Source organism: Streptomyces ficellus, assembly GCF_009739905.1.
In the GTDB taxonomy this organism is placed as follows: domain Bacteria; phylum Actinomycetota; class Actinomycetes; order Streptomycetales; family Streptomycetaceae; genus Streptomyces; species Streptomyces ficellus_A.
In genome coordinates this window covers 1,402,119-1,426,976 of the sequence record NZ_CP034279.1, presented here as the reverse complement: position 1 = coordinate 1,426,976, position 24,858 = coordinate 1,402,119, and the positions used below count along the sequence as shown (strand labels likewise).

Genomic DNA, 24,858 nt, shown 5'->3' with positions numbered 1-24,858 from the left:
GCCAGGATCACGACCCGCCGGACCCACTGATCACCGGATCTAGAAGAGAGCCACTCATGGACTTCCTTCGCCCCGCCAGCTGGGAGGAAGCGCTCGCCGCGAAGGCCGAGCACCCCACGGCTGTGCCCATCGCGGGTGGCACCGATGTCATGGTCGAGATCAACTTCGACCACCGGCGGCCCGAGTACCTGCTGGACCTGAACCGCATCGAGCTGCTCCGCGAGTGGGAGGTCGGCGAGGAGAACGTCCGGCTGGGCGCCTCCGTTCCGTACACCCAGATCATGGAGCACCTGCGGGCCGAGCTGCCGGGCCTGGCGCTCGCCTCGCACACGGTGGCCTCGCCGCAGATCCGCAACCGCGGGGGTGTCGGCGGCAACCTGGGCACGGCGTCCCCGGCCGGCGACGCGCACCCCGCCCTGCTGGCGGCCGGTGCCGAGGTGGAGGTGGAGTCGGTGCGCGGCTCCCGCTTCATCCCGATCGACGAGTTCTACACGGGCGTGAAGCGCAACGCGCTCCAGCCGGACGAGCTCATCAAGACCGTGCACATCAAGAAGGCCGACGGGCCGCAGCAGTACTCCAAGGTGGGTACCCGTAACGCCATGGTGATCGCGGTGTGCGCGTTCGGTCTGGCGCTGCACCCGGACACCCGGACCGTACGGACCGGCATCGGCTCGGCCGCCCCCACGCCCGTACGGGCGAAGGAGGCCGAGGAATTCCTGAACGCCGCGCTGGAAGAGGGCGGGTTCTGGGAGAGCGGCAGGATCATCACTCCCTCGATCGCCAAGCAGTTCGCGGAGCTCGCCTCCGGGGCCTGCAACCCGATCGACGACGTGCGGGGCACGGCCAAGTACCGCCGCCACGCCGTGGGCATCATGGCCCGCCGCACGCTCGGCTGGACCTGGGAGCAGTACCGCGGCACCGGCCGCACCCTTGAAGGAGCTGCATAACCATGCGCGTGAATTTCACGGTCAACGGACGTCCGCAGGAAGCGGACGACGTCTGGGAGGGCGAGTCCCTCCTCTACGTCCTGCGTGAGCGCCTGGGCCTGCCCGGCTCGAAGAACGCCTGCGAGCAGGGCGAGTGCGGTTCCTGCACGGTCCGCCTCGACGGCGTCCCGGTCTGTTCCTGCCTCGTCGCCGCCGGACAGGTCGAGGGCCGCGAGGTCGTCACCGTCGAGGGCCTCGCCGACTTCGCCAAGCAGCGTGCCGAGCACAGCGGCGCGTGCGGCACCGGCGCCTGCGGCTCGGCCGACGGCAAGACCGGCACCTCCCTCCAGGAGGCCCACGGCTGGTCCGCTCGCCCTGCCGACGGGGTCTCCGACTCCCAGACCGGCGAAGGCACCGAGCTCTCCCCGATCCAGCAGGCCTTCATCGACGCGGGCGCCGTCCAGTGCGGCTTCTGCACCCCCGGCCTGCTCGTCGCGGCCGACGAGATGCTGGAGCGCAACCCCTCCCCGTCCGACGAGGACATCCGCGAGGCGCTCTCCGGCAACCTGTGCCGCTGCACCGGCTACGAGAAGATCCTCGACGCGGTGCGCCTCGCCGCCGCCCGTCAGGAACGTCAAGGGCTCCAGGAAGGCGTGGCCTGACCATGTCACAGAACACCCGAGTCGCCGCCGCCCCCGCCGGCACTCCCACCAAGGTCACCCAGGGCTCCCCGACCAAGGGCGGCATCGGCGAGTCCACGCTCCGCCCCGACGGCACCCTGAAGGTCACCGGCGAGTTCGCCTACTCCTCAGACATGTGGCACGAGGACATGCTGTGGGGCCAGATCCTGCGCTCCACCGTCGCGCACGCCGAGATCGTCTCCATCGACACCTCCGAAGCCCTCGCCCAGGCCGGCGTCTACGCCGTCCTCACCTACGAGGACCTGCCCACCGAGGTCAAGAACTACGGCCTGGAGATCCAGGACACCCCCGTCCTCGCCAACGGCCGGGTACGCCACCACGGCGAGCCCGTCGCCCTGGTCGCCGCCGACCACCCCGAGACCGCCCGCCGCGCCGCCGCGAAGATCAAGGTCGAGTACAAGGAGCTGCCCGTCGTCACCGACGAGGCCTCCGCGACCGCCCCCGACGCGCCGCTGCTGCACCCGGGCCGCGACGACCACCACTCCGGTCACGTCCCGCACCCGAACATCGTGCACCGCCAGCCGATCATCCGCGGCAACGCCGACGAGGCCGCCAAGAGGGCGGACGTGATCGTCTCCGGCGAGTACGTCTTCGGCATGCAGGACCAGGCCTTCCTCGGCCCCGAGTCCGGCCTCGCCGTGCCCTCCGAGGACGGCGGCGTCGACCTCTACGTCGCCACCCAGTGGCTGCACTCCGACCTCAAGCAGATCGCCCCCGTCCTCGGCCTGCCCGAGGAGAAGGTCCGGATGACGCTCTCCGGCGTCGGCGGTGCCTTCGGCGGCCGCGAGGACCTGTCGATGCAGATCCACGCCTGCCTGCTGGCGCTGCGCACCGGCAAGCCGGTCAAGATCGTCTACAACCGGTTCGAGTCGTTCTTCGGCCACGTGCACCGCCACCCGGCGAAGCTCTGGTACGAGCACGGCGCCACCAAGGACGGCAAGATCACGCACATGAAGTGCCGGATCGTGCTGGACGGCGGCGCCTACGCCTCCGCCTCCCCGGCCGTGGTCGGCAACGCCTCCTCGCTCGCCGTCGGCCCGTACGTCATCGACGACGTCGAGATCGAGGCCGTCGCCCTGTACACCAACAACCCGCCCTGCGGCGCCATGCGCGGCTTCGGCGCGGTCCAGGCGTGCTTCGCGTACGAGGCCCAGATGGACAAGCTCGCGGCCAAACTGGGCATGGACCCCGTCGAGCTGCGCCAGCTCAACGCCATGGAGCAGGGCACGCTCATGCCGACCGGCCAGCCGGTCGACTCGCCCGCCCCGGTCGCCGAGATCCTGCGCCGCATCAAGGCCCGCCCGCTGCCGCCCGAGCGCCAGTGGGAGACCACCGAGGGCGCCGACGTCCGCGCGCTGCCCGGCGGCCTGTCCAACACCACGCACGGCGAGGGCGTCGTCCGCGGCGTCGGCTACGCGGTCGGCATCAAGAACGTCGGCTTCTCCGAGGGCTTCGACGACTACTCCACCGCCAAGGTGCGCATGGAGGTCATCAACGGTGAGGCGGTCGCCACCGTCCACACCGCGATGGCGGAGGTCGGCCAGGGCGGCATCACCGTCCACGCGCAGATCGCCCGCACCGAGCTCGGCGTCACCCAGGTGACCATCAACCCGGCCGACACCCAGGTCGGCTCCGCCGGCTCCACCTCCGCCTCCCGCCAGACGTACGTCACCGGCGGCGCGGTGAAGAACTCCTGCGAGCTGGTCCGCGAGAAGGTCCTGGAGATCGGCCGCCGCAAGCTCGGCACCTACCACCCCGCCTGGGCCACCGCCGAGCTGCTGCTCGAGGGCGGCAAGGTCGTCACCGACGGCGGCGAAGTCCTCGCCGACCTGGTGGACGTCCTGGAGGACGAGGTCGTCGAGGTCGAGGCCGAGTGGCGCCACCGCCCCACCGAGGCCTTCGACCTGCACACCGGCCAGGGCAACGGCCACGTCCAGTACTCCTTCGCCGCGCACCGCGCGGTCGTCGAGGTGGACACCGAGCTCGGCCTGGTCAAGGTCATCGAGCTGGCCTGCGCCCAGGACGTCGGCAAGGCCCTCAACCCGCTGTCCGTCATCGGCCAGATCCAGGGTGGTACCACCCAGGGCCTGGGCGTGGCGGTCATGGAGGAGATCATCGTCGACCCCAAGACCGCGAAGGTGCGCAACCCCTCCTTCACGGACTACCTGATCCCCACCATCCTCGACACCCCGACCATCCCGGTCGACGTGCTCGAGCTCGCCGACGACCACGCGCCCTACGGGCTGCGCGGCATCGGCGAGGCGCCCACCCTGTCGTCCACCCCGGCCGTCCTCGCGGCCATCCGGAACGCGACGGGCCTGGAGCTCAACAAGACGCCGGTACGCCCCGAGCACCTCACCGGCACCCTGTAGCCCTCCGGGCGGTGCGTGCCTCCCGGGAACGTCACACTTCCACCGCCCGCACCGCCCGGAGCAACCCCCACCCCCCCACCACCCCCACGGCAGTACCGCTCAACCCCCGCACCATCCCGTTCGTCTCGGGCCGTCCCCCGGGTCGTGCAGCCCACGCACCATCCCAAATCCCGCAGTCTTATGCCCCCCCGGCATGCGGGTGCCCCTTTGAACCTTGGGAGTAGGCACCATGACCCAGTCGTCAGTGGAGCCGAAGACCGTCGCCGAAGACGCGGGACCCGGTTCCCGCGTTCCCGCCGGACGGTCTTGGCTCGACCGGTACTTTCACATAACCCACAGAGGATCCACGGTCGCGCAGGAAGTGCGCGGCGGCGTCACGACCTTCATGGCCATGGCGTACATCCTCCTGCTCAACCCGCTGCTGCTCGGCGGCCCGGACGCGAATGGCGACAAGCTCAGCCAGCCCGCCCTGATCACCGCCACCGCTCTCGCCGCAGCGGTCACCACTCTGGCGATGGGTTTCATCGGCAAGGTCCCGCTCGCCCTCGCGGCGGGACTGAGTGTCGCGGGCGTCATCTCGACCCAGGTCGCCCCGGACATGACCTGGCCGCAGGCCATGGGCATGTGTGTCATCTACGGCGCCGTCATCTGCCTCCTGGTGGTCACCGGTGTCCGCGAGATCATCATGAACGCGATCCCCCTGGCGCTGAAGCACGGCATCACCATGGGAATCGGCCTCTTCATCGCGATGATCGGCTTCGTCAACGCCGGCTTCGTCGGCAAGGGCGAGGGCGGCGGCCCCGTCACCCTCGGGGTCGGCGGCTCGCTCGCCGGCTGGCCGGTCGCGATCTTCTCCTTCACCCTGCTGCTGATCTTCATGCTCCAGGCCCGCAAGATCCCCGGAGCGATCCTCCTGGGCATCGTCGTCGGCACGATCGTCTCGGTGACCGCCACCGCGACCGGCCTGATCAACGAGGCCGCCTGGGCCGGCAAGGCGCCCGTCCTGCACGGCAGCGTCGTCTCCATGCCGGACTTCTCCCTCTTCGGCCACGTCGAGTTCGGCGGCTGGGAGAGCCTCGGCTACACCACGGTCTCGATGATCGTCTTCACCCTGGTGCTGGCCGGCTTCTTCGACGCCATGGCGACGATCATCGCCGTCGGACAGGAGGCCAAGCTGGCCGACGCCCAGGGCCGCATGCCGGGCCTGAGCAAGGCCCTGTTCATCGACGGCGCCGGCGGCGCGATCGGCGGTGTGTCCGGAGCCTCCGGCCAGACCGTCTTCATCGAGTCCGCCACGGGCGTCGGCGAGGGCGCGCGGACGGGTCTGTCGTCCACCGTCACCGGCCTGTTCTTCGCCGCGTGCCTGTTCTTCACCCCGCTCACCCAGCTCGTGCCGGGCCAGGTGGCGTCCGCCGCCCTGGTCGTCATCGGCGCGATGATGCTGCAGAACGCCCGGCACGTGGACTGGACCGACTGGTCCATCGCCGTCCCGGTCTTCCTGACGGTCGTGCTGATGCCGTTCACCTACACCATCACCACGGGTGTCGGCGCCGGTGTCATCGCCTACTGCGCCATCAAGGCCGCGCAGGGCAAGTGGCGGGAGCCCAGCATCCTCATGTGGGTGCTGTCCGCGGTGTTCATCTTCTACTTCGCCTCGGGTACCGCGCACTGACGGAACCCCTCACACATCCGCCCGTAAGGAGGCCGACATGCTGGACATCGCCGAGGAGCTCCACCGGTGGGTCGAGCAGGGACGTGACTTCGCCGTCGCCACCGTGGTGGCCGTCGGAGGCAGCGCGCCCCGCCTGCCGGGCGCCGCGCTCGCCGTCGACAGCGAGGGCACGGCGATCGGGTCGGTCTCCGGCGGATGTGTCGAGGGAGCCGTGTACGACCTGTGCCGACAGGCGCTGGAGGACGGCGAGACCGTCCTGGAGCGCTTCGGCTACAGCGACGAGGACGCCTTCGCGGTCGGCCTGACCTGCGGCGGCGTCATCGACATCCTCGTCACCCCGGTCCGCGGCGGGATCCTCCCCGCCGCCGTCGGAGCCGCCGCCGGAGGGGAGGCGGCGGCTCTGGCCCGGATCACCGAGGGCCCGGCCGGTCTCATGGGCCGCGCCCTGCTGGTCCACCCCGACGGCTCGTACGAGGGCGGCCTCGGCGGCCACCCCGAACTCGACCGCACCGCGGCGGGCGAGGCCCGCGCCATGCTCGACGCCGGCCGCACCGGCACGGTCACCATCGGCGAGGACGGCTCGCGCTGCGGGCAGCCCCTGACCCTGCTGGTCGAGTCCAGCGTGCCCGCCCCCCGCATGATCGTCTTCGGGGCGATCGACTTCGCCGCGGCGCTGGTACGGGTGGGCAAGTTCCTCGGCTACCGCGTCACCGTCTGCGACGCCCGCCCCGTCTTCGCCACGCCCGCGCGCTTCCCCGAGGCGGACGAGGTCGTCGTCGAGTGGCCGCACGAGTACCTCGCGCGCACCGACGTCGACGCCCGCACCGCGCTGTGCGTCCTCACCCACGACGCCAAGTTCGACGTCCCGCTGCTCGAACTGGCCCTCAAGCTTCCCGTCGCCTACATCGGCGCGATGGGCTCCCGCCGCACCCACGAGGACCGCAACAAGCGCCTGCGCGAGGTCGGCGTCACGGAACTGGAGCTCGCCCGGCTGCGCTCCCCGATAGGCCTCGACCTCGGCGCCCGGACGCCGGAGGAGACCGCCCTGTCGATCGGGGCGGAGATCGTCGCCGCCCGGCGCGGCGGCAGCGGCGTGTCCCTCACGGGCGCCCACACCCCGATCCACCACGACGGCCCGGACGCCCCCGCCGGACGCATCGGCTCGGTGGCCTGAGGCGCCGGCCGGCTGCCTGAGGCGCCGACCCGGTGGCCTGAGGCGCCGGCCCGGCGGGACGGCCACCGCCCCGGCCTGGGGAAGACCCCAGGCCGGAACCGGGGGAAAACTGTCGTGACCCGTCCGTTATCCGGCGACTACAGTCCGGACCATGGACATCCGAGATGTGCCCGAGGCCCATGTGGACCGGGCCATGGAGCTCGTGTACCTGGTCTTCCACGACAACCCCGACGAGGAGAAGCGCAAGCACCACCGGGAGCTGGTGCTGGCCTGCGAGCGCGTCGGCGCCTACGACGGCGACACCCTGGTCGGGTTCGTCGCCGCACACCGCTTCACCCTCTCCGTCCCCGGTGGTGACCTGCCCTGCCCCGGGCTGACCTTCGTCTCCGTGGCGCCCACCCACCGGCGGCGCGGCGTGCTCTCGGCGATGATCGCCGAACTGTTCCGGCGCGGCGCCCGGCAGGGCCGGCCGCTCGCCGCGCTCTGGGCGTCCGAGGACGCCATCTACGGCCGCTTCGGCTTCAGCCCGGCCATGTACGGGCTCAGCGTCGAGATCGACTCCCGGCGCCCGCTCGGCCTGCGCATCGCCCCCGACGAACGCCCGCTGAGGCTGATCGACCCGGCGGACGCACCCGCCGTCGCCGGGCCGTACCTCGACGCCACCCGGGCCGCCCGCGCGGGCCGCATCGCCCGCGACGCGGAGCGCTGGACCGGCGAATGGCTGACCGAGGAGGCGGAGGAGGACGACGAGCTGTCGCCGCCCCGGATCGTCGCCCTCGGCGCCGAGGGCGACCCCCTCGCCGGGTACGCCGTCTACCGCACCAAGGCGGGCAACGACGACACCGGTACGCCCGGCGTCGTCCGGGTCGACGAGCTGGAGGCGGACGACGCCGCCGCGGCCGCCGCCCTGTGGCGGTACGTGACGTCCATCGACCTCACCGGCACGGTCCGCGCCTGGGGCCGCCCCCTGGACGACCCGCTGCTGCTGTTCGCCGCCGACCGCGACCAGGTGCGGGTCACGGGTGTGCACCCCGGCCTGTGGGTGCGGCTGGTCGACGTCCGGGCCGCGCTCACCGGGCGGACCTGGGCCGCCCCCGTCGACCTCGTCCTGGACGTCCACGACGCGCACCTGCCGGCCAACACCGGCCGGTTCCGCCTCACCGCGGGCCCGGACTCGCGCACGTACGAGCCCACTGGCGACGCCCCCGACCTCACCCTGGACGTCCGGGAGCTGGCCGCCTGCTACCTGGGCGGCACGGAGGTGCGGCACCTGGTGCGGGCGGGTCTCGTACGGGAGCACACCGAGGGCGCCGCCGCCCGCCTGGACGCGGCGCTGCGCACCGACCTGCTGCCCAACACGGGGGACGAGTTCTGACCCGGTCGGCGCGCGGAGCGGCTTTTGGCCGGAGGCGTCGGGAACCCGCCACATCCCCGCCGCGGGCCGGGCGGACCGGTGCGCGGAGCCCGCCCAGCCGGGATGATGGTGCGTCCCCGCGCAGTCCCCGCTGGATGCGATCGGAAAGGTGGTTTCCGTTGCGCACTGTCGGAGTGGAAGAGGAACTGCTCCTGGTGGACCCGCGGAGCGGCGAGCCGCGCGCCCTGTCCGCCGCCGTGCTGGCCGTCGCCGCCAAGGAGAACGCCGGCCGGCCCCACGCCTTCACCAAGGAACTCCAGGAACAGCAGCTGGAGTTCGCCACGCACCCGCAGACCGGTATGAAGGAGCTGGCCGCGGAGATAGAACGCTGCCGTGCCGAGGCCGCCCGGCACGCGGCCGGCGCCGGCGCCGCCGTGGCGGCCCTCGCCACCTCGCCGCTGCCCGCCGGGCCGGCCCTCACCGAAGGCAGGCGCTACCGCTGGATCCGGGAGCAGTTCGGCCTGACCGCCCTGGAACAGCTCACCAGCGGCTGCCACGTCCATGTGTCGGTCGAGTCCGACGAGGAGGGCGTCGCCGTCCTGGACCGGATTCGGCCCTGGCTGTCCGTCCTGCTCGCGCTGAGCGCCAACTCCCCGTTCTGGCAGGGCCACGACAGCGGCTACAGCAGCTACCGCAGCCGGGTGTGGGGGCGCTGGCCGTCCTCGGGCCCCGCCGACACCTTCGGCTCGGCCCACCGGTACCACCAGCAGGTGCGCGAACTGCTGTCCACCGGCGTCCTCCACGACGAAGGGATGATCTACTACGACGCCCGCCTCTCCCGGAACTACCCGACCGTCGAGGTCCGCGCCGCCGACGTCTGCCTCGACGCCTCCACCACCGTCCTCCTCGCCACCCTCAGCCGCGGCCTGGTGGACACCGCCGCCCGGCAGTGGCGCGACGGCGAACCCCCCGCCCGCCACGGCATCGGCCTGCTGCGCGCCGCGGCGTGGCGAGCCGCCCGCTCCGGCCTGGACGACGAGCTGATCCATCCGCTCACCATGCGCCCCGCCCCCGCCGACCGCGTCGTGTACGCCCTCCTCGGCCACATCGAGAAGGCCCTCGACGAGAACGGCGACCTCGCCCACGCCCGCCAGGGCATCGCCGACCTCCTCACCCACGGCACCGGCGCCCACGTCCAGCGCCGCCTGCTCCGCCGCACCGGCAGCCTCCGCGAGGTCGTCGCCGCCTGCGTGCGCCGCACGCTGGAGGGGGCGGTAACCGGCTGAGGGCGGGGCTCCCCGGGGACGGGTCACCTCTCGGGGCGTGCCCCACGCCCCCGGTCGGTCCACCGCACGGGGCGTACCGGCCGGGCCGGCCGTGCGTGCTCCCGCCCCCGGGCGTACCCGGCGGGCGCCCCCACGGCCGCTCGGCCGGCGCCGTGTACGTCACAACAGATCCGGCGCATGATCCGTGGTGCCTCGGGCAGGTGCCGGGCGCCGGGGTCGGCCCGGCGTGTTCGACCTGCCCGGGAGCCGCCGGGCCCGAAGGAGTGACCAGCCGTGTTTCCGCGCCACACCGCCCCCGGGTCGCCGATCTACGACGAGCTCGTCGCCGAGCACGGAGACGTGCTCGGCGAGGCGAGAGCGCTCGCCGAACGCACCAGCCGGGAGGCGGACCGGCTGCTGAGCTGGGACCTCGCGTCCTTCGGGCAGGAGCAGTCCGAGTAGCGGCCCCCGCGCCGCACCGGGGTGCGCCGCCCGGAATGCCGGGATGTGTGACCTGATCCAGGCTGGATACGCGATCAGGCATACGAGAGCAGGCGCAGCACACGGGAGCGATGCCATGGGAACCGAAAGCGCGATGGGCGACGACGTCTACCAGCCGGACGACGCCGAGGGCCGGGAGGACGACGGCATCCTCGACCCCGAGGACACCCTGTCGGACCGGGAGGCGGACCCGTACGACGAGGGCTGGTCCCCGCCCGAGCGGCCGCTCGCCGTCAACCACGTGGGCACCACCGCCCGCGAGCAGCACGAGGGCGAGACGCTCGACCAGCGGCTCGCGGAAGAGGTGCCGGACCCGGCGCTGGGGGAGCCCGACGACTCCAACGGCATCGGTGACCTCCCGGGCGGCGAGGGCGAACCGATCGACGACCAGGTGGGCCGGGACCGGTCCGGCCGGCTCGTCGCGCCGGACGAGGGCGTGCGCGCGGACGAGGAGAAGGACGTCGTCGCGCGGGACGTCGGTATCGCCGGAGCCGCGGCGTCCGCCGAGGAGGCCGCCATGCACACCGTCCCCGACGAGGCCGACGAGACGCCTCGATGACCGCGCCCGACGACCCCGCCACCGGCTCCACCCGGTCGCGGATCACCCTCCAGGTGAACGGGGACGCCACCGACCTCACCGTGGACCACCGGGCCACCCTGCTCGACGTGCTGCGTGAGCGGCTGGGGCTGACCGGCGCCAAGAAGGGCTGCGACCACGGGCAGTGCGGGGCGTGCACGGTGCTGGTCGACGGGCGGCGGGCCAACAGCTGCCTGCTCCTCGCGGTCGCCCAGGACGGGGCCGAGGTCATCACCGTGGAGGGCCTGGCCGCGGGCGGCGAGCTGCACCCGTTGCAACAGGCGTTCCTCGACCGGGACGCCTTCCAGTGCGGGTACTGCACACCCGGGCAGCTCTGCTCGGCCGTCGGCGTGTTCGCGGAGGCGGCCGCCGGGCACCCCTCCCGGGTGACCGACCCCGCGCGGCCGTCCGGCCAGGGCCCGGTGGAGCTGACGCCCGCCGAGATCCGGGAGCGGATGAGCGGCAACCTGTGCCGCTGCGGCGCCTACCCCCACATCGTCGCCGCCGTAGAGGACGTGACCCGGTGAAGCCCTACGCCTATGTGCGCGCCCGGAGCGTCGAGGAGGCGGCCGCGGCGCACGCGGCCCGCCCCGGCGCCCGCTACCTCGCCGGCGGGACCAACCTCGTCGACCTGATGAAGCACGGCGTCGAGACCCCCGACACGCTCGTCGACGTCAGCCGGCTGCCGCTCGACACGGTCGAGGAGCTGCCGGACGGGTCCCTGCGCGTCGGCGCCACCGTACGCAACAGCGACCTCGCCGCCCACCCGCTGGTGCACGACCGCCACCCGGTCCTGTCGCAGGCGCTGCTCGCCGGGGCGTCCGGGCAGCTGCGGAACATCGCCACCACCGGCGGGAACCTGCTCCAGCGGACTCGCTGCCCCTACTTCCAGGACACCGCCAAGCCCTGCAACAAGCGGGAGCCCGGCAGCGGGTGCGGCGCCCGGGACGGCGTCCACCGCGACCACGCCGTCCTCGGCCACTCCCGGCACTGCATCGCCACCCACCCCTCCGACATGGCCGTCGCCCTCGCCGCCCTAGACGCCACCGTCGAACTGCACGGCCCCGACGGAGCCCGCACCGTTCCCGTCACCGGCTTCCACCGGCTGCCCGGCGACCACCCGGAGCGGGACACCGTCATCCGCCCCGGCGAGCTGATCACCGCGGTCGTCGTGCCGCACGCCACGGCCGGGCTCCCGTCCGCGTACCGCAAGGCCCGCGACCGCGCCTCGTACGCCTTCGCGCTCGCGTCCGTCGCCGCCGTCCTCGACGTCGCGGACGACGGGACCGTACGCCGGGTGGGCCTCGCGTTCGGCGGGCTGGCCCACCGCCCGTGGCGGGCCGCGCTCGCCGAGGCGGCGCTGTTGGGGACCGCGCCCACCGAGCGGGCGATCGCCCACGCGGTGGACGCCGAGCTGGGCGCGGCGCAGCCGCTGCGGGACAACGCCTTCAAGGTGCCGCTCGCCCGCAACCTGGCCTGTCGCGTCCTGTCCGAGCTGGCCGCCCGCCCTTGACCTGAACGACCTGGCCGCCCGCCCCTGAACCGGAGGACCGGTATGCACTCCACCCGCCCCCGGGTGCCCGCCGCGCCCGCCCCCGCCCTCGGCACGGCCGCCGAGCGCATCGAGGGGCGCGACAAGGTCACCGGCGCCGCCCGCTACGCCACCGAGCACGCCCACACGCCGCCCGACTGCGCCTACGCGTGGCCCGTCCCCGCCACCGTGGCCCGCGGCCGGGTCACCGCCGTCGACACGGCCGCCGCGCTCGCCCTGCCCGGCACCCTCGCCGTCCTCACGCCCGAGACGGCGCCCCGGCTCGGCGAGCCCGACGACCCGACGCTGAAGGTCCTCCAGGACACCGCCGTGCCGCACCGCGGCTGGTACGTCGCCCTCGCCGTGGCCGACACCCTGGAGGACGCCCGGGCCGCGGCGTCGGCCGTCCGCGTCACGTACGACACCGAACCGCACGACGTCACCCTCACCGAGGACCACCCCGACGCGTACCGCCCCGACCTGGCCAACGGCGGCCAGGCGGCCCACCGTGAACGCGGTGACGCCGAGACGGCCCTCGCCGCCGCGCCGGTCCGGGTGGACGTCACCTACCGCCTGCCGCCGCTGCACAACCACCCGATGGAGCCGCACGCCGCGTTCGCCCGCTGGGACGGCGACGGCGACGGGACGCACCTGACGGTGTACGACTCCAGCCAGGGCGCCCACCCGGTGCGCAAGGCCCTCGCTACCCTCTTCGGCCTCCCCGAGGACCGGGTCACCGTCGTCTCCGAGCACGTGGGCGGCGGGTTCGGCTCCAAGGGCACCCCGCGGCCGCACGCGGTGCTCGCCGCGATGGCCGCCCGCCACACCGGCCGGCCCGTGAAGCTCGCGCTGCCCCGAGGGCACCTCGCGGCCGTGGTGGGGCACCGCGCGCCGACGATCCAGCGCGTCCGGCTGGCCGCCGAACGGGACGGCACCCTCGTCGGCCTGGCCCACGAGGTCACCACCCAGACCTCCCGCGTCAAGGAGTTCGTCGAGCAGGCCGGCGTCCCCGGCCGCGTCATGTACGCCTCGCCGCACAGCCTCACCGACCACCGCGTCGTGCCCCTCGACGTCCCCAGCCCGTCCTGGATGCGCGCGCCCGGCGAGGCGTCCGGGATGTACGCGCTGGAGTCGGCCATGGACGAACTCGCCGACGCCCTCGGGATGGACCCCGTCGAGCTGCGCGTGCTGAACGAGCCCGCCACCGAACCCGACAGCGGCCTGCCCTTCAGCAGCCGCAACCTCGTCGCCTGCCTGCGCGAGGGCGCCCGCCGCTTCGGCTGGGCCGACCGCGACCCCCGCCCCGGGGTGCGCCGCGAGGGCGACCTGCTCACCGGAACCGGGGTCGCCGCGGCGACCTACCCGGTGCTGGTCTCGCCGTCCACGGCCACCGTCACCGCCCGCCACGACGGCGGGTACGACGTCCGCGTCGACGCCACCGACATCGGCACCGGCGCCCGCACGGTCCTCGCCCAGATCGCCGCCGACGCGCTGGGCGTCGCCCTCGGCTCGGTGACGATCGGCATCGGCAGCACCCGCCTGCCGCGCGCCCCGCTCGCCGGCGGGTCGTCCGGCACCGCGTCCTGGGGCTGGTCGGTCCACCAGGCGTGCACCCGCCTCGCGGAACGCCTGGCCCGGCACACCGGTCCGCTGCCCGTCGAAGGCCTGTCCGCCACCGCCGACACCACCGAGGACGCGCGCCGCACCCCGCCGTTCGCCCGGCACGCCTTCGGCGCCCACTTCGCCGAGGTGCAGGTCGACACCGTCACCGGCGAGGTGCGGGTGCGGCGGCTGCTCGGCGTGTACGCCGCCGGGCGGATCCTCAACCCGCGCACGGCCCGCTCCCAGTTCGTCGGCGGCATGATCATGGGGCTCGGCATGGCGCTCACCGAGCACAGCACCATGGACCCCGCCTTCGGCGACTTCGCCGAACGGGACCTCGCCTCCTACCACGTACCGAGCCACGCCGACGTCCCGGACGTCGACGCGCACTGGGTCGACGAGGACGACCCCCACCTCAACCCGATGGGCAGCAAGGGCATCGGCGAGATCGGCATCGTCGGCACCCCCGCCGCCATCGGCAACGCCGTCCACCACGCCACGGGCGTCCGCTTCCGCGAGCTGCCGCTCACCCCCGACCGGGTGCTGACCGCCCTGTCGTGACCCGGACGGGGAGCACCCGTAGGGTGGGGGACCGTGCCACCTTCCTCCCCGCCCGGCGCGGACTTCCGGCCCGTGCTCGACCGCATCGCCGCCGACATCGCCGCCACCCCCGGCCGGGGCCGCCCCGCCGACTACATCCCGCTGCTCGCCGAGGCCGACCCCGGGCGCTTCGGGATGGCCGTCGCGGAACTCGACGGCACCGTGTACGGGGTGGGGGACTGGCGGCAGCCCTTCTCGGCGCAGTCCATCACCAAGGTCTTCACCCTCGCTCTGGTGCTCGCCATGGAGGGCGAGGCCCTGTGGGAGGGCGTCGGGCGCGAACCGTCCGGCAACCCGTTCAACTCGCTGGTGCAGCTGGAGTACGAGAACGGCATCCCGCGCAACCCGTTCATCAACGCGGGCGCCCTCGTCGTCACCGACCGCCTCCAGTCCCTGACCGGCGACGCCTCCGGCAGCCTGCTGGACTTCCTGCGCGCCGAGAGCGGCAACGCGGCCCTCGGCTTCGACGGGCGGGTCGCCGCCTCCGAGACCGCCCACGGCGACCGCAACGCCGCCCTCGCCCACTTCATGGCCTCGTACGGCAACATCACCAACCCGGTGCCGGACCTGCTCGGCCAGTACTTCCGCCAGTGCTCGGTGGAGGCGTCCTGCGCCGACCTGGCCCTGGCCGCCGGCTTCCTCGCCCGGCACGGCATACGGGCCGACGGCTCCACGCTGCTCACCCGCAGCCAGGCCAAGCAGATCAACGCGGTGATGCTGACCTGCGGGACGTACGACGCCGCCGGCGACTTCGCCCACCGCGTCGGCCTGCCCGGCAAGAGCGGCGTCGGCGGCGGCATCATCGCCGTCGTACCCGGCCGCTGCACCCTGTGCGTCTGGAGCCCGGGCCTGGACCACCGCGGCAACTCGGTCGCGGGCGTCGCGGCACTGGACCGCTTCACGACGCTGACGGGGCTGTCCGTGTTCTGACCGGCCGGGCGGCGTCGCCGCGGCCCCGCACCGCGGTGCGGAAGGCGAGCGGGGTGTGGCCGGTGCGGTGGTGGAAGTACTTGCTGAAGTTGGTGGGGCTGGAGAAGCCGAGCTCGCGGGCGACGCGGGCGGCGGGCAGGTCGCTGTGGGCGAGCAGGCGCTTGGCCTCCAGGACCACCCGGCGGTCGATGAGTTCCTTCGCGCCGCCCCCTTCGGCGGCCGTGGTGGCGCGGGTGAGGGTACGGGACGAGTAGCCCAGCGCCCGGGCGTAGTCCTCCACGCGCCGGGTGCGGGAGAAGTGGCGCTCGACGGCCTCACGGAACCGCAGGTGGACCTCGTCCGGCTCGGGTCCCGGGCCGGGGCGGGCGAGGTGGGCGAGGCGCAGGACCAGCACGGCGAGCAGGTGGCGCAGGGCGGCCGTGTGCACCTCCAGGGGCATGCGGCCGAGGGCGCCGAACTCGTACGCGAGGTGGTCGGCGGCCGTACGGAGCGCCGCCGCGTCCTGGGGATCGGGGGTGTGGACCGGCGCGGCCCAGGGATCGTCCAGGCGGGCGGCCGCGGCGGTGGCGGAGTCCAGGAAGTCCGTCTCGAACAGCACCGCGACCCCTTCGGCCGCCCCCAGGTCGTACCACTGCTGCACCTGGCCCGGCCGGACCCACAGCCAGGAGCCGGGGGCGACGGTGTGGTCGGTGAAGTCGACCGCGTGCCGCAGGGTGCCGGCGGTGGGCCCCAGCAGGTGGTGGAAGGCGGGTCGCTGCGGGGTGAGCAGGCTGTGTCGCGGCAGCCGCGCACCGAGCCGGGCGAGCGGCATCACCTCCACCCCCGACGGGACACCCGCCGGGGCGGCGAAGGGGACGTGCCGGATGCGCTCGCCGGCCTCCCGCGCGGCCTGTCGCGTTTTGACCATCATCGGTCGCCAGCGTATCCCCGGGCGGTCCCTACGGCCTCCTACGTTGGAGGTGGCCGGTGAGAACGCCGGCATCGGGTGTCCGGGAGAGTGCATCACGACCTCCCCGGCAGAGGAACAGGAATCCCCCATGAAGATCACGCTTTTCGGTGCCACGGGTATGGTCGGCCGGCGCATCGCCGCCGAAGCGGCGCGCCGCGGCCATGACGTCGTGGCCGTGTCCCGCTCCGGCGTGCTGCCGGTGGACGGGCCCGGGGTGACCGCCCTCGCGGCGGACGCGGGCGCTCCCGAGCAGGTCGCCGGCGCGGTCGCCGGTGCGGACGTGGTGGCCTCCGCGCTCGTACCGCCGCGCGACGGCACCGACCCCCGGGCGCCCTTCACCGCCGTGTACGACGCGTTCCTGGACGGGGTGCGGGCGGGCGGGGTGCGCAGGGTGGCCGTCGTCGGCGGCGCCGGCTCGCTGACCGTGGGGGAGCGGGGCACCGCTCTGATGGACACGCCCGGCTTCCCGGCCGAGTACCGGGGCGAGGCCCTGGCCCACGCCGACCTGCTCGCCGCGCTGCGGACGGTCACCGACCTGGACTGGTCCTACGTCTCCCCGGCCGCGGTGATCGCCCCGGGAGCCCGGACCGGGACGTACCGCCTCGGCGGCGACACCCTGCTGACCGACGCCGACGGCAACAGCACCATCAGCGCGGAGGACTACGCCGTCGCCTTCGTCGACCACCTCGAAGGGGGCGACCACCTCCGGCGCCGGACGTCCGTCGCCTACTGACCCCCGGCGGCGCCCCGTACCCCGCCGCTTCCCCTGCCCATACGAGTGACGTGCCCAGCGCTGTACGGGCGCAAAGCGGGACGGGTCACCGTCGCATTGCGTAGCGTTTCGAGGCGCGGTGAGGGGGCTTGCCGCGCCTCCTGCCCGCGTGTGCGACGACGAGGATGCGTATGGTGACGACGACGGAGCCGGTCGCCCCGGTACCGGTGGCGAAACGCGGCCCGGGGCGGGTCGTGGTGGAGTGGCTCACCACGACGGATCACAAGAAGATCGGGCACCTGTACCTGATCACGTCGTTCGCCTTCTTCCTCTTCGCCGGCGCCCTCGCCATGCTGATGCGCATCGAACTGGCGCGCCCCGGCATGCAGTTGATCTCCGCCGAGCAGTACAACCAGGCGTTCACCCTGCACGGCACGGTGATGCTGCTGCTGTTCGCCACGCCCACCTTCGCCGGATTCGCCAACGCGGTCATGCCGCTCCAGATCGGCTCGCCGGACGTCGCGTTCCCCCGGCTCAACATGCTCTCGTACTGGCTGTTCCTCTTCGGCGGCCTCGTCGTCGTCGGCAGCCTCCTCACGCCCAACGGGAGCGCCGACTTCGGCTGGACGGCCTACGCGCCGCTCAACAACCAGGAACGCTCCCCGAGCCTCGGCGCCGACCTGTGGATCATGGGCCTGGCGCTCTCCGGCTTCGGCACGATCCTCGGGGCGGTCAACTTCATCACCACCATCGTCGGGATGCGCGCACCCGGTATGACGATGTTCCGCATGCCCATCTTCACCTGGAACGTGCTGCTCACCTCGGTGCTGGTGCTGCTCGCCTTCCCGGTGCTGGCCGCCGCGCTGCTGTGCCTGGAGGCCGACCGGCGCTTCGGCTCCCACGTCTTCGACGCCGCGAACGGCGGGGCGCTGCTGTGGCAGCACCTGTTCTGGTTCTTCGGCCACCCCGAGGTGTACATCCTGGCGCTGCCGTTCTTCGGGGTGGTGACGGAGATCCTCCCCGTGTTCTCCCGCAAACCGCTCTTCGGCTACATCGGGCTGATCGGCGCCACCATCGCCATCACCGGTCTGTCGGTGGTGGTGTGGGCGCACCACATGTTCGCCACCGGTGCGGTCCTCCTGCCGTTCTTCTCCTTCATGAGCTTCCTCATCGCCGTGCCGACCGGGGTGAAGTTCTTCAACTGGGCGGGCACCCTGTGGAAGGGGTCCCTCACCTTCGAGACCCCGATGCTGTGGGCCATCGGTTTCCTCGTCACCTTCCTCTTCGGCGGCCTGACCGGTGTCGTCCTCGCCTCGCCGCCGATGGACTTCCACGTCACCGACTCGTACTTCGTGGTCGCCCACTTCCACTACGTGCTCTTCGGCACCATCGTGTTCGCCATGTTCGCCGGATTCCACTTCTGGTGGCCCAAGATGACCGGCACCATGCTCGACGAACGCCTCGGGAAGATCCACTTCTGGACCCTGTTCGCCGGCTTCCACCTCACGTTCCTCGTCCAGCACTGGCTGGGCGCGGAGGGCATGCCCCGCCGGTACGCCGACTACCTCAGCGCCGACGGGTTCACCGCCCTCAACACCCTGTCGTCGCTGGGGTCCTTCCTGCTCGGCCTGTCGACGCTGCCGTTCCTCTACAACGTGTGGAAGACCGCCAAGGACGGCAAGCGCGTCGAGGTCGACGACCCCTGGGGCCACGGCCGCTCGCTGGAGTGGGCGACCTCCTGCCCGCCGCCCCGGCACAACTTCACGACCCTGCCCCGCATCCGCTCCGAGTCGCCCGCCTTCGACCTGCACCACCCGGACATCACCGGCCTGGAGAAGGCGCAGACCGGTGGCCGCCGGGACGTGGTGGAACCGGGCCGCGGTGTCGCGTCCCCGCCCGGCGGCCGGGACGAGCGGGGCGAGGGCCACGCCTGACGGGCCGGTCACACGGTACGGGCGGCCCCCGGCCGCCGGGCCCCGGCCCGGGGTGTCAGCCGCCGTGCGCGGCGCTCAGCGTGCGGACCACCTCGTCGTCCGTGAGCTGCGCGAAGTCGTCGTACCACTGCCCCACCGCCTCGAAGTGCGGTGGCTGGTACAGGTGCACGATCTCGTCCGCCTCCCCGCGCAGCGCCGTCAGCGCCTGACCGGAACACACCGGCACGGCCAGCAGCACGCGCGCCGGGGCGGCGGTGCGCACCGCCCGCAGCGCGGCACGCGCGGTCGCCCCGGTGGCCAGCCCGTCGTCGACGACCAGGGCCGTCCGCCCGGCCACGTCCGGGGCCGGGCGGCCGCCCCGGTACAGCTCCTCCCGGCGGCGCAGCTCCGCCCGCTCCGCGTCGATCCCGGCGCGCAGCCGCTCGGGCGTCAGCCCGAGGATCGCCAGCGCCCGCTCGTCGAAGACCGGGGGATGGTCCCCGACCAGCGCGCCGATGCCGACCTCCGGGTTGTACGGCGCGCCGATCTTGCGGACGACGAGGACGTCCAGGGGCGCGCCCAGCGCCCCCGCGATCTCGTCGGCCACCGGCACGCCGCCACGGGGCAGCGCCAGGACGACCGGGTCCTCCAGCCGGCCCTGCCGCTGCCGCTCGACGAGCCGGGCTGCCAGCGCGCGACCGGCCTCCCTGCGGTCCTGGAAACGCATCGTGCCGCCTCGCTTCCCTGCTCCGGGCCCCGGTCCACCGGGCCGGCACCGGGTACCGGGTGCCGAGTACCCCGCCCGCGCGACGTCTCCCGCCCGGCCGGGCGGGAGACGCCGCCGGTCCCTCAGAGGCGTCCGGGTACGTCGAAGCTGGTGAACGCGGAGCGCTTCGGCAGCCGGTAGGCCTCCCGTCCGGTGACGGCGTTGAGGATCGTGGCGTTGCGCACGGCGCCGATGTCCAGGTTCGGCGCCGAGACGCCGTGGCTGTGGATCTCGGCGTTCGCCACGAAGACACGGCCCGTGACGCCGTCGGCGAGCTCCACGGAGTGGTCCGCGCGCACCCGGGGGCGGCCCCGGGCGTCCCGTGCCAGCAGCCCGTCGACCGGCTCCAGGAAGGCGGGTGTCCGGTTGCGGTAGCCGGTGGCCGCCACCACCAGGTCCGTGGTGTGCTCGAAGGCCTCACCCGTGTCCCGGTGCCGGCAGGTCAGCACCACCCGGCCGGTCGCCGGGTCGACGGCCGAGGACTCCACCGTGATCCCGAACCGCAGCTCCACCTCCGCCGGGCCGTGCTCCAGCTGGCGCTGGTAGAGCAGCTCGTGGATCTCCTCCAGGGTGTCGGTGGAGATGCCCTTGTAGAACTGCCACTGCTCCTTGACCAGCCGGTCGCGCACGTCCTGCGGCAGCGAGTGGAAGTACCGCATGTACGCCGGGGTCGTCAGCTCCAGGTTCATCTTGGTGTAGTCGAGCGGGGCGAACGACGGGGTGCGGGTCAGCCAGCTCACCGCGGGCCCGCCGTCGGTGTTCCGCCCGAGCAGGTCCACCACGACCTCGGCGCCCGACTGGCCGGAGCCGACCACGGTGACCTTGTCCGCGGCCGCCACGTCGGACGTCCGGTACAGGTACGCGGAGGTGTGCAGCAGCCGCGCCTCCGGCAGGGCCGCCAGGGCGTCCGGTACGTACGGGGCGGTGCCGATGCCGACGACCAGGTCGCGGGCGCGCACCCGCAGCCGCGTGCCGTCACCGCGTACGACGTCCACGGTGAAGCGTCCGTCCGCCGCGTCCCACCGGACCTCCTCCGCCCGGTGCGAGAAGCGGACCGAGGGCAGCTTCGCCGCCGCCCAGCGCAGGTAGTCCTCGTACTCGCGGCGCGAGGGGAAGAAGTTCTCCCGCACGGTGAACGTGTAGAGCCGGTCCATGTCGTGCAGGTACGCCAGGAACGACAGCGGGTGGCTGGGGGCGACGAGGGTGACGAGGTCGGCGAGGAAGTTCACCTGCATCGACGCGTCGCGCAGCATCATGCCCCGGTGCCAGGTCAGCTCCGGCTCCTCCTCCAGGACGACCAGGTCCACGTCGTCGACGGTGGAGGCCAGCGCGGCCAGCCCCAGGTTGAACGGGCCGCAGCCGATGGCCACCACGTCGTGTTCCGTGGTGGGGACGGTCTCGGTCATCGGGGCATGTCCTCCTCCGAGCGCGGGTGGACGAGCAGGGCGGCCGTCTTGTCGGGGAAGGTCACCGTCCCCGCGGGCCGGAAGCCCGCCGCCTCGAACGCCCGCAGCGACGGCGCGTTGGTGACGTCCGGCTCGGCGACCACCCGGACGCAACGAGGGTCGGCGGCCAGCAGCCCCTCGGCGAGGGCCCGCAGCAGCGCCCGGCCCAGGCCCTGCCCGGTGCGGGCCTCCTCGCCGATCGCGATGTGCACGCCCAGGTCGTGCGGCAGCTCCGGATAGTGCCCGGCGAGCCGGTCACGGACCACCCGGTACACCTCGATGTACGCGAACGGCGCCCCGTCCCGGTCGATCAGCACCGGCAGGATCGCGTCGCCCGCCAGGTGGCCGGCGATCTCCTCGTACCAGCGTGTCCGCGGCCACGCCTGGTGCCAGAAGGCGTCGATGTGCGGGGACTGCATCCAGCCGTGCACCAGGTCCAGGTCGGCGCCCTCGGCGCGCGCGACCCGGGCCGACCAGGGGGCGGGCAGTAAGGGCAGCGGCGGGCCGGGGACGGTCGCCGCGTCCGGGTGTGCCGGGTGTGCCGAGGTCATACGGAGGCCTCCTGGAGGGGGTTGGGTGCGTCGAGGTACACGGACTGGGCGTCGAGCGGGGCGAGGACCTCGTCGATGCCGTGCAGCCGGGTCAGCAGGTTGCCCTTGCACGGCAGGGAGTCGGCCTCCAGCCAGCGGCGCGCCAGCCGGTCGCCGTCCGGCCCGGCGGCGGCGAGCGCGGGCAGCGCGGCCCGCAGCCGCCCGGCGAGGACGGCGAGCAGGTCCCGCTCGTCCGCCAGGCCGTCGACGGCGAGGGCGCCGACCACCGACAGGGCCTGGTTGCGCAGGAGGTAGTACGACAGCCGGTCGTCGACGAGGGCGTCGTCGACCACGGCGAGCGTGGAGGAGTCGGCGCCCAGTCGCTTCAGCAGGCCGGGCAGGTGGGACGTGGCCAGGTAGTAGCCCTGGTTGTCGCGGAACGTGGAGCCGGTGACCCGGCCCGCCGCGTCCAGCCGGACCAGCGTGTTCTGCTGGTGCGCCTCCAGCCCGATGCCGGTCGCGGCGTACAGGTGCAGCATCGGCACCAGCACCCGGTCCGTGTAGTCGGCCGTCCACCGCTCGGCGGCGCCCGGGCCGAGCGCCGCCACCAGGTCGCCCAGCGCGCTGCGGCCGAGGCCGGGGCGGGGGGCGACCAGGCCCACCAGGCAGCGCAGGTCGGCGATGCCGTCGGGGACCTCCCGCACGGCGACGTCGAGCCCGGTCACGTCCGGGCCCTCCGGGCGGCCCGGTTCGTCGACCGCGATCCAGGCCGGGTCGCGGGTGATGGCGAAACCGGGGTGCGCCAGGAACGTGTCGTCCGCGTACCCCGCGTCCAGGAGCCGGTTGATCTCCAGCCCGCGGCGCAGCTCCGTACGCGTCGACTCCCGCCGGGAGTTGGTCAGCCGCAGGCCCAGCGACAGTTTCAGCATCACGTCGGCGTCCGGCCGGTACACCGTCCGCACACTGGAGGTGGGCCACCACTCGGGGCCCAGCTCGCCGAGCGGCTTCAGGGCGCCGGAGGCGACGAGCGCCCTGACGCGCGGGCGGTGCAGCAGGTCGCGGGCCTGCCACGGGTGCGCCGGAACGAGGATCCGCCCGTCGTCCAGGCGCCGTTCGGCCAGGTCGGCGAGGAGCGCGACGGTGTCCCGGCCCGCCAGCGAGGGGGCGCCCTCGACGGCGTCGTGGGAGACGACCGACTCGTCGGCGGCGAACCAGTGCAGCCGGAACGACCCGCGCAGCTCGGGCGAGAAGGCCCGCGCGTCGTGGTCCGATACGCCGTCGCGGCTCTTGGGCGCCGGATGGTTCAAGTGGCCCAGCAGCAGCGCCTGTTCGGCGTCGAGGAAGCCGTCCACGCCGGGCGGCGGCTCGGGGTGGGCGCGCCGGTCGGCGATGAAGGTGGCGACCCGGCGCACGGATTCGGCGGTGCGCTCCACCAGGTCGGCGACCTCACCGGCCGGTACGCCGCCGGGGCGGCTGCCGCCGCGTACCGCCGCCTCGGTGGACAGCAGCGCGACCGCCGTCACCGGGTCGGCGACCGGGCCGAGCGGACCGCCGGGGCCCTCCAGGCGGGCGGGGGCGAAGCGGTGCCAGCCGGTGGGGGAGCGGTGCGTCACCTCGGTGACCAGGGCGAGCCCCGCCGTGGGCAGCTCGACGCGGAGCGGGCCGGGCGTGACGTCGGTGCCGGTCTCGCGCAGCCAGCACCGCAGCAGCGCCTCGATGTGCGCGTGCTCGGCGGCGCCGCGCGGATCCAGGTCGTGCAGCGGGTCGGTGCGGGTGGTCGCCGTCGTGGTGGTGACGCTCATGCGGCGCCCTCCTCGAAGAGTCGTTCACAGGTGCGGCCGGCGTCGAGGACGGTGTCCACGAGACCGTCGATGTCGTCGGTGGTGGCGGTGGGGTTGAGCAGGGTGAACTTCAGGCACACGCGCCTGGGCGAGCCCGGCCCGTCCGTGGCGGCCTCGGTGCGCCCGATCAGCGCGGTGCCGGACTCCAGCAGCCGTCTGCGCAGGGCGCCGTTCAGCTCGTCGGAGAGGGCCGGGCCGGCGGCGCGGTAGCGGAAGACGACCGTGGTCAGCTCGGCCGGGGCGACGAGTTCGAGCCGCGGCTCGGCGAGGACGCGCCGTTCGGCGTGGCGTGCGAGGCCGTGGCACGCGTCGACCATCCGGGCCATGCCGGTGCGGCCGTACGCGAGCAGCGTGGCGGCGGCCTTCACCGCGTCGGGGCGGCGGGTGGTCTGGAGGCTGCGGCCGAGGAGCCCGTCGTAGCCCGCCTCGGAGTCGTCGACCGGGTTGAGGTAGGCGACCTCGCGGTCGAGGGAGGTGAACGCGGTCGTGTCGGAGACCAGCAGCACCCCGGTCGCGGCGGGCTGCCAGCCGATCTTGTGCAGGTCGAGCGTGACGGAGTCGGCCAGGTCCAGGCCCGCGAGCCGGCCGGCCAGCCGCTGCGAGAACAGCGCGCCGAACCCGTACGCGGCGTCCACGTGCATCCACAGGCCGTGCCCGGCGGCGATCTCGGCGATCTCCGGGAGCGGGTCGACGGAGCCGAAGTCCGTCGTCCCCGCGGTGGCGACCACCGCGACCGGTGTCCGGCCGGGGCCGAGCGAGTCCAGGGCGGCGGCCAGCGCGTCGGGCCGCATGCGCCGGTGCTCGTCGACCGGCACGGGGTGCACGGCGGCCTCGCCCAGGCCCAGGGCGGCGCAGGCGCGGTGGGTGGAGAAGTGGGCGAGCTCGGAGCAGAACACCACCGGTCCGGGCAGCGCCCCGACGCCCTGCTCGCGGGCGTCGATGCCGCGGCGCAGCGCGGTGGCGTCCCGGGCGAGCAGCAGGCCCATCAGGTTGGACAGGGACCCGCCGGGCGTGAGGACGCCGTCGGCGCGCTCCCCGAGCCCGGCCAGCCCGATCAGGGTGCCGATGAGCCAGCGTTCGACGGCCAGGGCCGAGGCGCCGGAGTCGTAGGTGTCCAGGGAGGCGTTGCCGGCGCTCGCCAGGGTGTCGGCGGCGACGGCGACCGCCAGGGACGGCGGCTGGAGGTGGGCGGCGGCCCGGGGATGGGACAGGTCGATGCCGTGCTCGGTCAGCACGGTCGTCAGCAGTTGCAGGGCGGCCTTGGTGCCGAGCCCCTCGGCGGGCAGTCCGGCGGGGCCGAGCGCCCGGGAAGCGGCGGCGAGGACCTCGGCGGGGGTGCCGGGCGGGACGGGGCCGTCGGGGCGGCGGGCCGTCGACGCGGTGTCGACCGCCTCGGCGAGCGTGGCGAGCACCTCGGCGAGGCCCTCGGAGGATCCGGCGAGCACGGAGGGCGGGAACGGGGACAGTGGGGGTCGTGTCTCGGTCAGCGGTGTCACG

General features: G+C 73.8%; 21 protein-coding genes. 15 read left to right on the top strand and 6 right to left on the bottom strand.

Going from position 1 to position 24,858, the window contains the following annotated elements:
• Positions 1–56: 56 nt before the first annotated feature.
• From EIZ62_RS06260 to EIZ62_RS06205, 13 genes are all read left to right on the top strand, one after another.
• The gene (locus tag EIZ62_RS06260; RefSeq protein ID WP_156691723.1) at positions 57–947 is read left to right on the top strand and encodes an FAD binding domain-containing protein; all 891 of its coding nucleotides are present in this window, start codon (positions 57–59) and stop codon (positions 945–947) included.
• Between the two features lie 2 nt (positions 948–949).
• Complete coding sequence (locus EIZ62_RS06255) at positions 950–1,588, top strand: (2Fe-2S)-binding protein (protein ID WP_156691722.1); 639 nt, start codon at positions 950–952, stop codon at positions 1,586–1,588.
• 2 nt (positions 1,589–1,590) lie between these two features.
• Positions 1,591–3,999 (top strand): xanthine dehydrogenase subunit D, encoded by a 2,409-nt coding sequence (pucD, locus tag EIZ62_RS06250; protein ID WP_156691721.1) that lies wholly within the window; start codon positions 1,591–1,593, stop codon positions 3,997–3,999.
• A gap of 229 nt (positions 4,000–4,228) precedes the next feature.
• On the top strand, positions 4,229–5,671 hold the full coding sequence (locus EIZ62_RS06245; protein WP_156691720.1) for an NCS2 family permease: 1,443 nt from the start codon (positions 4,229–4,231) through the stop codon (positions 5,669–5,671).
• Positions 5,672–5,708: 37 nt separating this feature from the next.
• Complete coding sequence (locus tag EIZ62_RS06240) at positions 5,709–6,845, top strand: XdhC family protein (RefSeq protein ID WP_156691719.1); 1,137 nt, start codon at positions 5,709–5,711, stop codon at positions 6,843–6,845.
• A gap of 151 nt (positions 6,846–6,996) precedes the next feature.
• Positions 6,997–8,220 (top strand): GNAT family N-acetyltransferase, encoded by a 1,224-nt coding sequence (locus EIZ62_RS06235; RefSeq protein ID WP_156691718.1) that lies wholly within the window; start codon positions 6,997–6,999, stop codon positions 8,218–8,220.
• A gap of 158 nt (positions 8,221–8,378) precedes the next feature.
• Positions 8,379–9,485, top strand: a complete 1,107-nt coding sequence (locus tag EIZ62_RS06230; protein ID WP_156691717.1) for a glutamate--cysteine ligase — start codon at positions 8,379–8,381, stop codon at positions 9,483–9,485.
• A 273-nt stretch (positions 9,486–9,758) separates the two neighbouring features.
• Positions 9,759–9,926 (top strand): hypothetical protein, encoded by a 168-nt coding sequence (locus tag EIZ62_RS31900; RefSeq protein WP_167536346.1) that lies wholly within the window; start codon positions 9,759–9,761, stop codon positions 9,924–9,926.
• 115 nt (positions 9,927–10,041) lie between these two features.
• Positions 10,042–10,524, top strand: a complete 483-nt coding sequence (locus tag EIZ62_RS06225; protein WP_156691716.1) for a DUF5709 domain-containing protein — start codon at positions 10,042–10,044, stop codon at positions 10,522–10,524.
• Positions 10,521–11,069: a (2Fe-2S)-binding protein gene (locus tag EIZ62_RS06220; RefSeq protein WP_156691715.1), complete on the top strand. Its 549-nt coding sequence runs from the start codon at positions 10,521–10,523 to the stop codon at positions 11,067–11,069. The genes EIZ62_RS06225 and EIZ62_RS06220 overlap by 4 nt, the downstream gene beginning before the upstream one ends.
• Positions 11,066–12,055 carry an FAD binding domain-containing protein gene (locus EIZ62_RS06215; RefSeq protein ID WP_156691714.1) on the top strand — a complete coding sequence of 330 codons (990 nt, stop codon included), beginning with the start codon at positions 11,066–11,068 and terminating at the stop codon, positions 12,053–12,055. The genes EIZ62_RS06220 and EIZ62_RS06215 overlap by 4 nt, the downstream gene beginning before the upstream one ends.
• A 42-nt stretch (positions 12,056–12,097) precedes the next feature.
• Positions 12,098–14,236, top strand: a complete 2,139-nt coding sequence (locus tag EIZ62_RS06210) for a xanthine dehydrogenase family protein molybdopterin-binding subunit (protein WP_156691713.1) — start codon at positions 12,098–12,100, stop codon at positions 14,234–14,236.
• A gap of 33 nt (positions 14,237–14,269) precedes the next feature.
• Positions 14,270–15,205 (top strand): glutaminase, encoded by a 936-nt coding sequence (locus EIZ62_RS06205; RefSeq protein WP_156691712.1) that lies wholly within the window; start codon positions 14,270–14,272, stop codon positions 15,203–15,205.
• Here EIZ62_RS06205 and EIZ62_RS06200 read toward each other — a convergent pair.
• Complete coding sequence (locus tag EIZ62_RS06200) at positions 15,174–16,112, bottom strand: helix-turn-helix transcriptional regulator (protein WP_156696239.1); 939 nt, start codon at positions 16,110–16,112, stop codon at positions 15,174–15,176. The genes EIZ62_RS06205 and EIZ62_RS06200 overlap by 32 nt on opposite strands.
• 130 nt (positions 16,113–16,242) lie before the next feature.
• Here EIZ62_RS06200 and EIZ62_RS06195 point away from each other — a divergent pair, with 130 nt between their 5' ends.
• Together EIZ62_RS06195 and ctaD are read left to right on the top strand one after the other, a co-directional pair.
• A complete protein-coding gene (locus EIZ62_RS06195) occupies positions 16,243–16,887 on the top strand; it encodes an NAD(P)-dependent oxidoreductase (protein WP_156691711.1) in 645 nt (214 codons plus the stop codon).
• Between the two features lie 170 nt (positions 16,888–17,057).
• A complete protein-coding gene (gene ctaD, locus EIZ62_RS06190; RefSeq protein ID WP_156691710.1) occupies positions 17,058–18,800 on the top strand; it encodes an aa3-type cytochrome oxidase subunit I in 1,743 nt (580 codons plus the stop codon).
• Between the two features lie 55 nt (positions 18,801–18,855).
• Here the strand turns inward: ctaD and EIZ62_RS06185 are convergent, their stop codons facing one another.
• The 5 genes from EIZ62_RS06185 to EIZ62_RS06165 all read right to left on the bottom strand — a co-directional run bounded on the left by EIZ62_RS06185 (position 18,856) and on the right by EIZ62_RS06165 (position 24,857).
• Entirely contained in the window at positions 18,856–19,506 is a 651-nt protein-coding gene (locus EIZ62_RS06185; RefSeq protein ID WP_156691709.1) for a phosphoribosyltransferase, read from the bottom strand.
• A gap of 122 nt (positions 19,507–19,628) precedes the next feature.
• A complete protein-coding gene (locus EIZ62_RS06180; RefSeq protein WP_156691708.1) occupies positions 19,629–20,951 on the bottom strand; it encodes a lysine N(6)-hydroxylase/L-ornithine N(5)-oxygenase family protein in 1,323 nt (440 codons plus the stop codon).
• Positions 20,948–21,541, bottom strand: coding sequence for a GNAT family N-acetyltransferase (locus EIZ62_RS06175; RefSeq protein ID WP_156691707.1), 594 nt, complete (start codon positions 21,539–21,541; stop codon positions 20,948–20,950). The genes EIZ62_RS06180 and EIZ62_RS06175 overlap by 4 nt, the downstream gene beginning before the upstream one ends.
• Complete coding sequence (locus EIZ62_RS06170) at positions 21,538–23,322, bottom strand: IucA/IucC family protein (protein ID WP_156691706.1); 1,785 nt, start codon at positions 23,320–23,322, stop codon at positions 21,538–21,540. Before EIZ62_RS06170 ends, EIZ62_RS06175 begins: the two co-directional genes overlap by 4 nt.
• Positions 23,319–24,857 carry a pyridoxal phosphate-dependent decarboxylase family protein gene (locus EIZ62_RS06165; RefSeq protein WP_244375501.1) on the bottom strand — a complete coding sequence of 513 codons (1,539 nt, stop codon included), beginning with the start codon at positions 24,855–24,857 and terminating at the stop codon, positions 23,319–23,321. Before EIZ62_RS06165 ends, EIZ62_RS06170 begins: the two co-directional genes overlap by 4 nt.
• Position 24,858 lies beyond the last annotated feature (1 nt).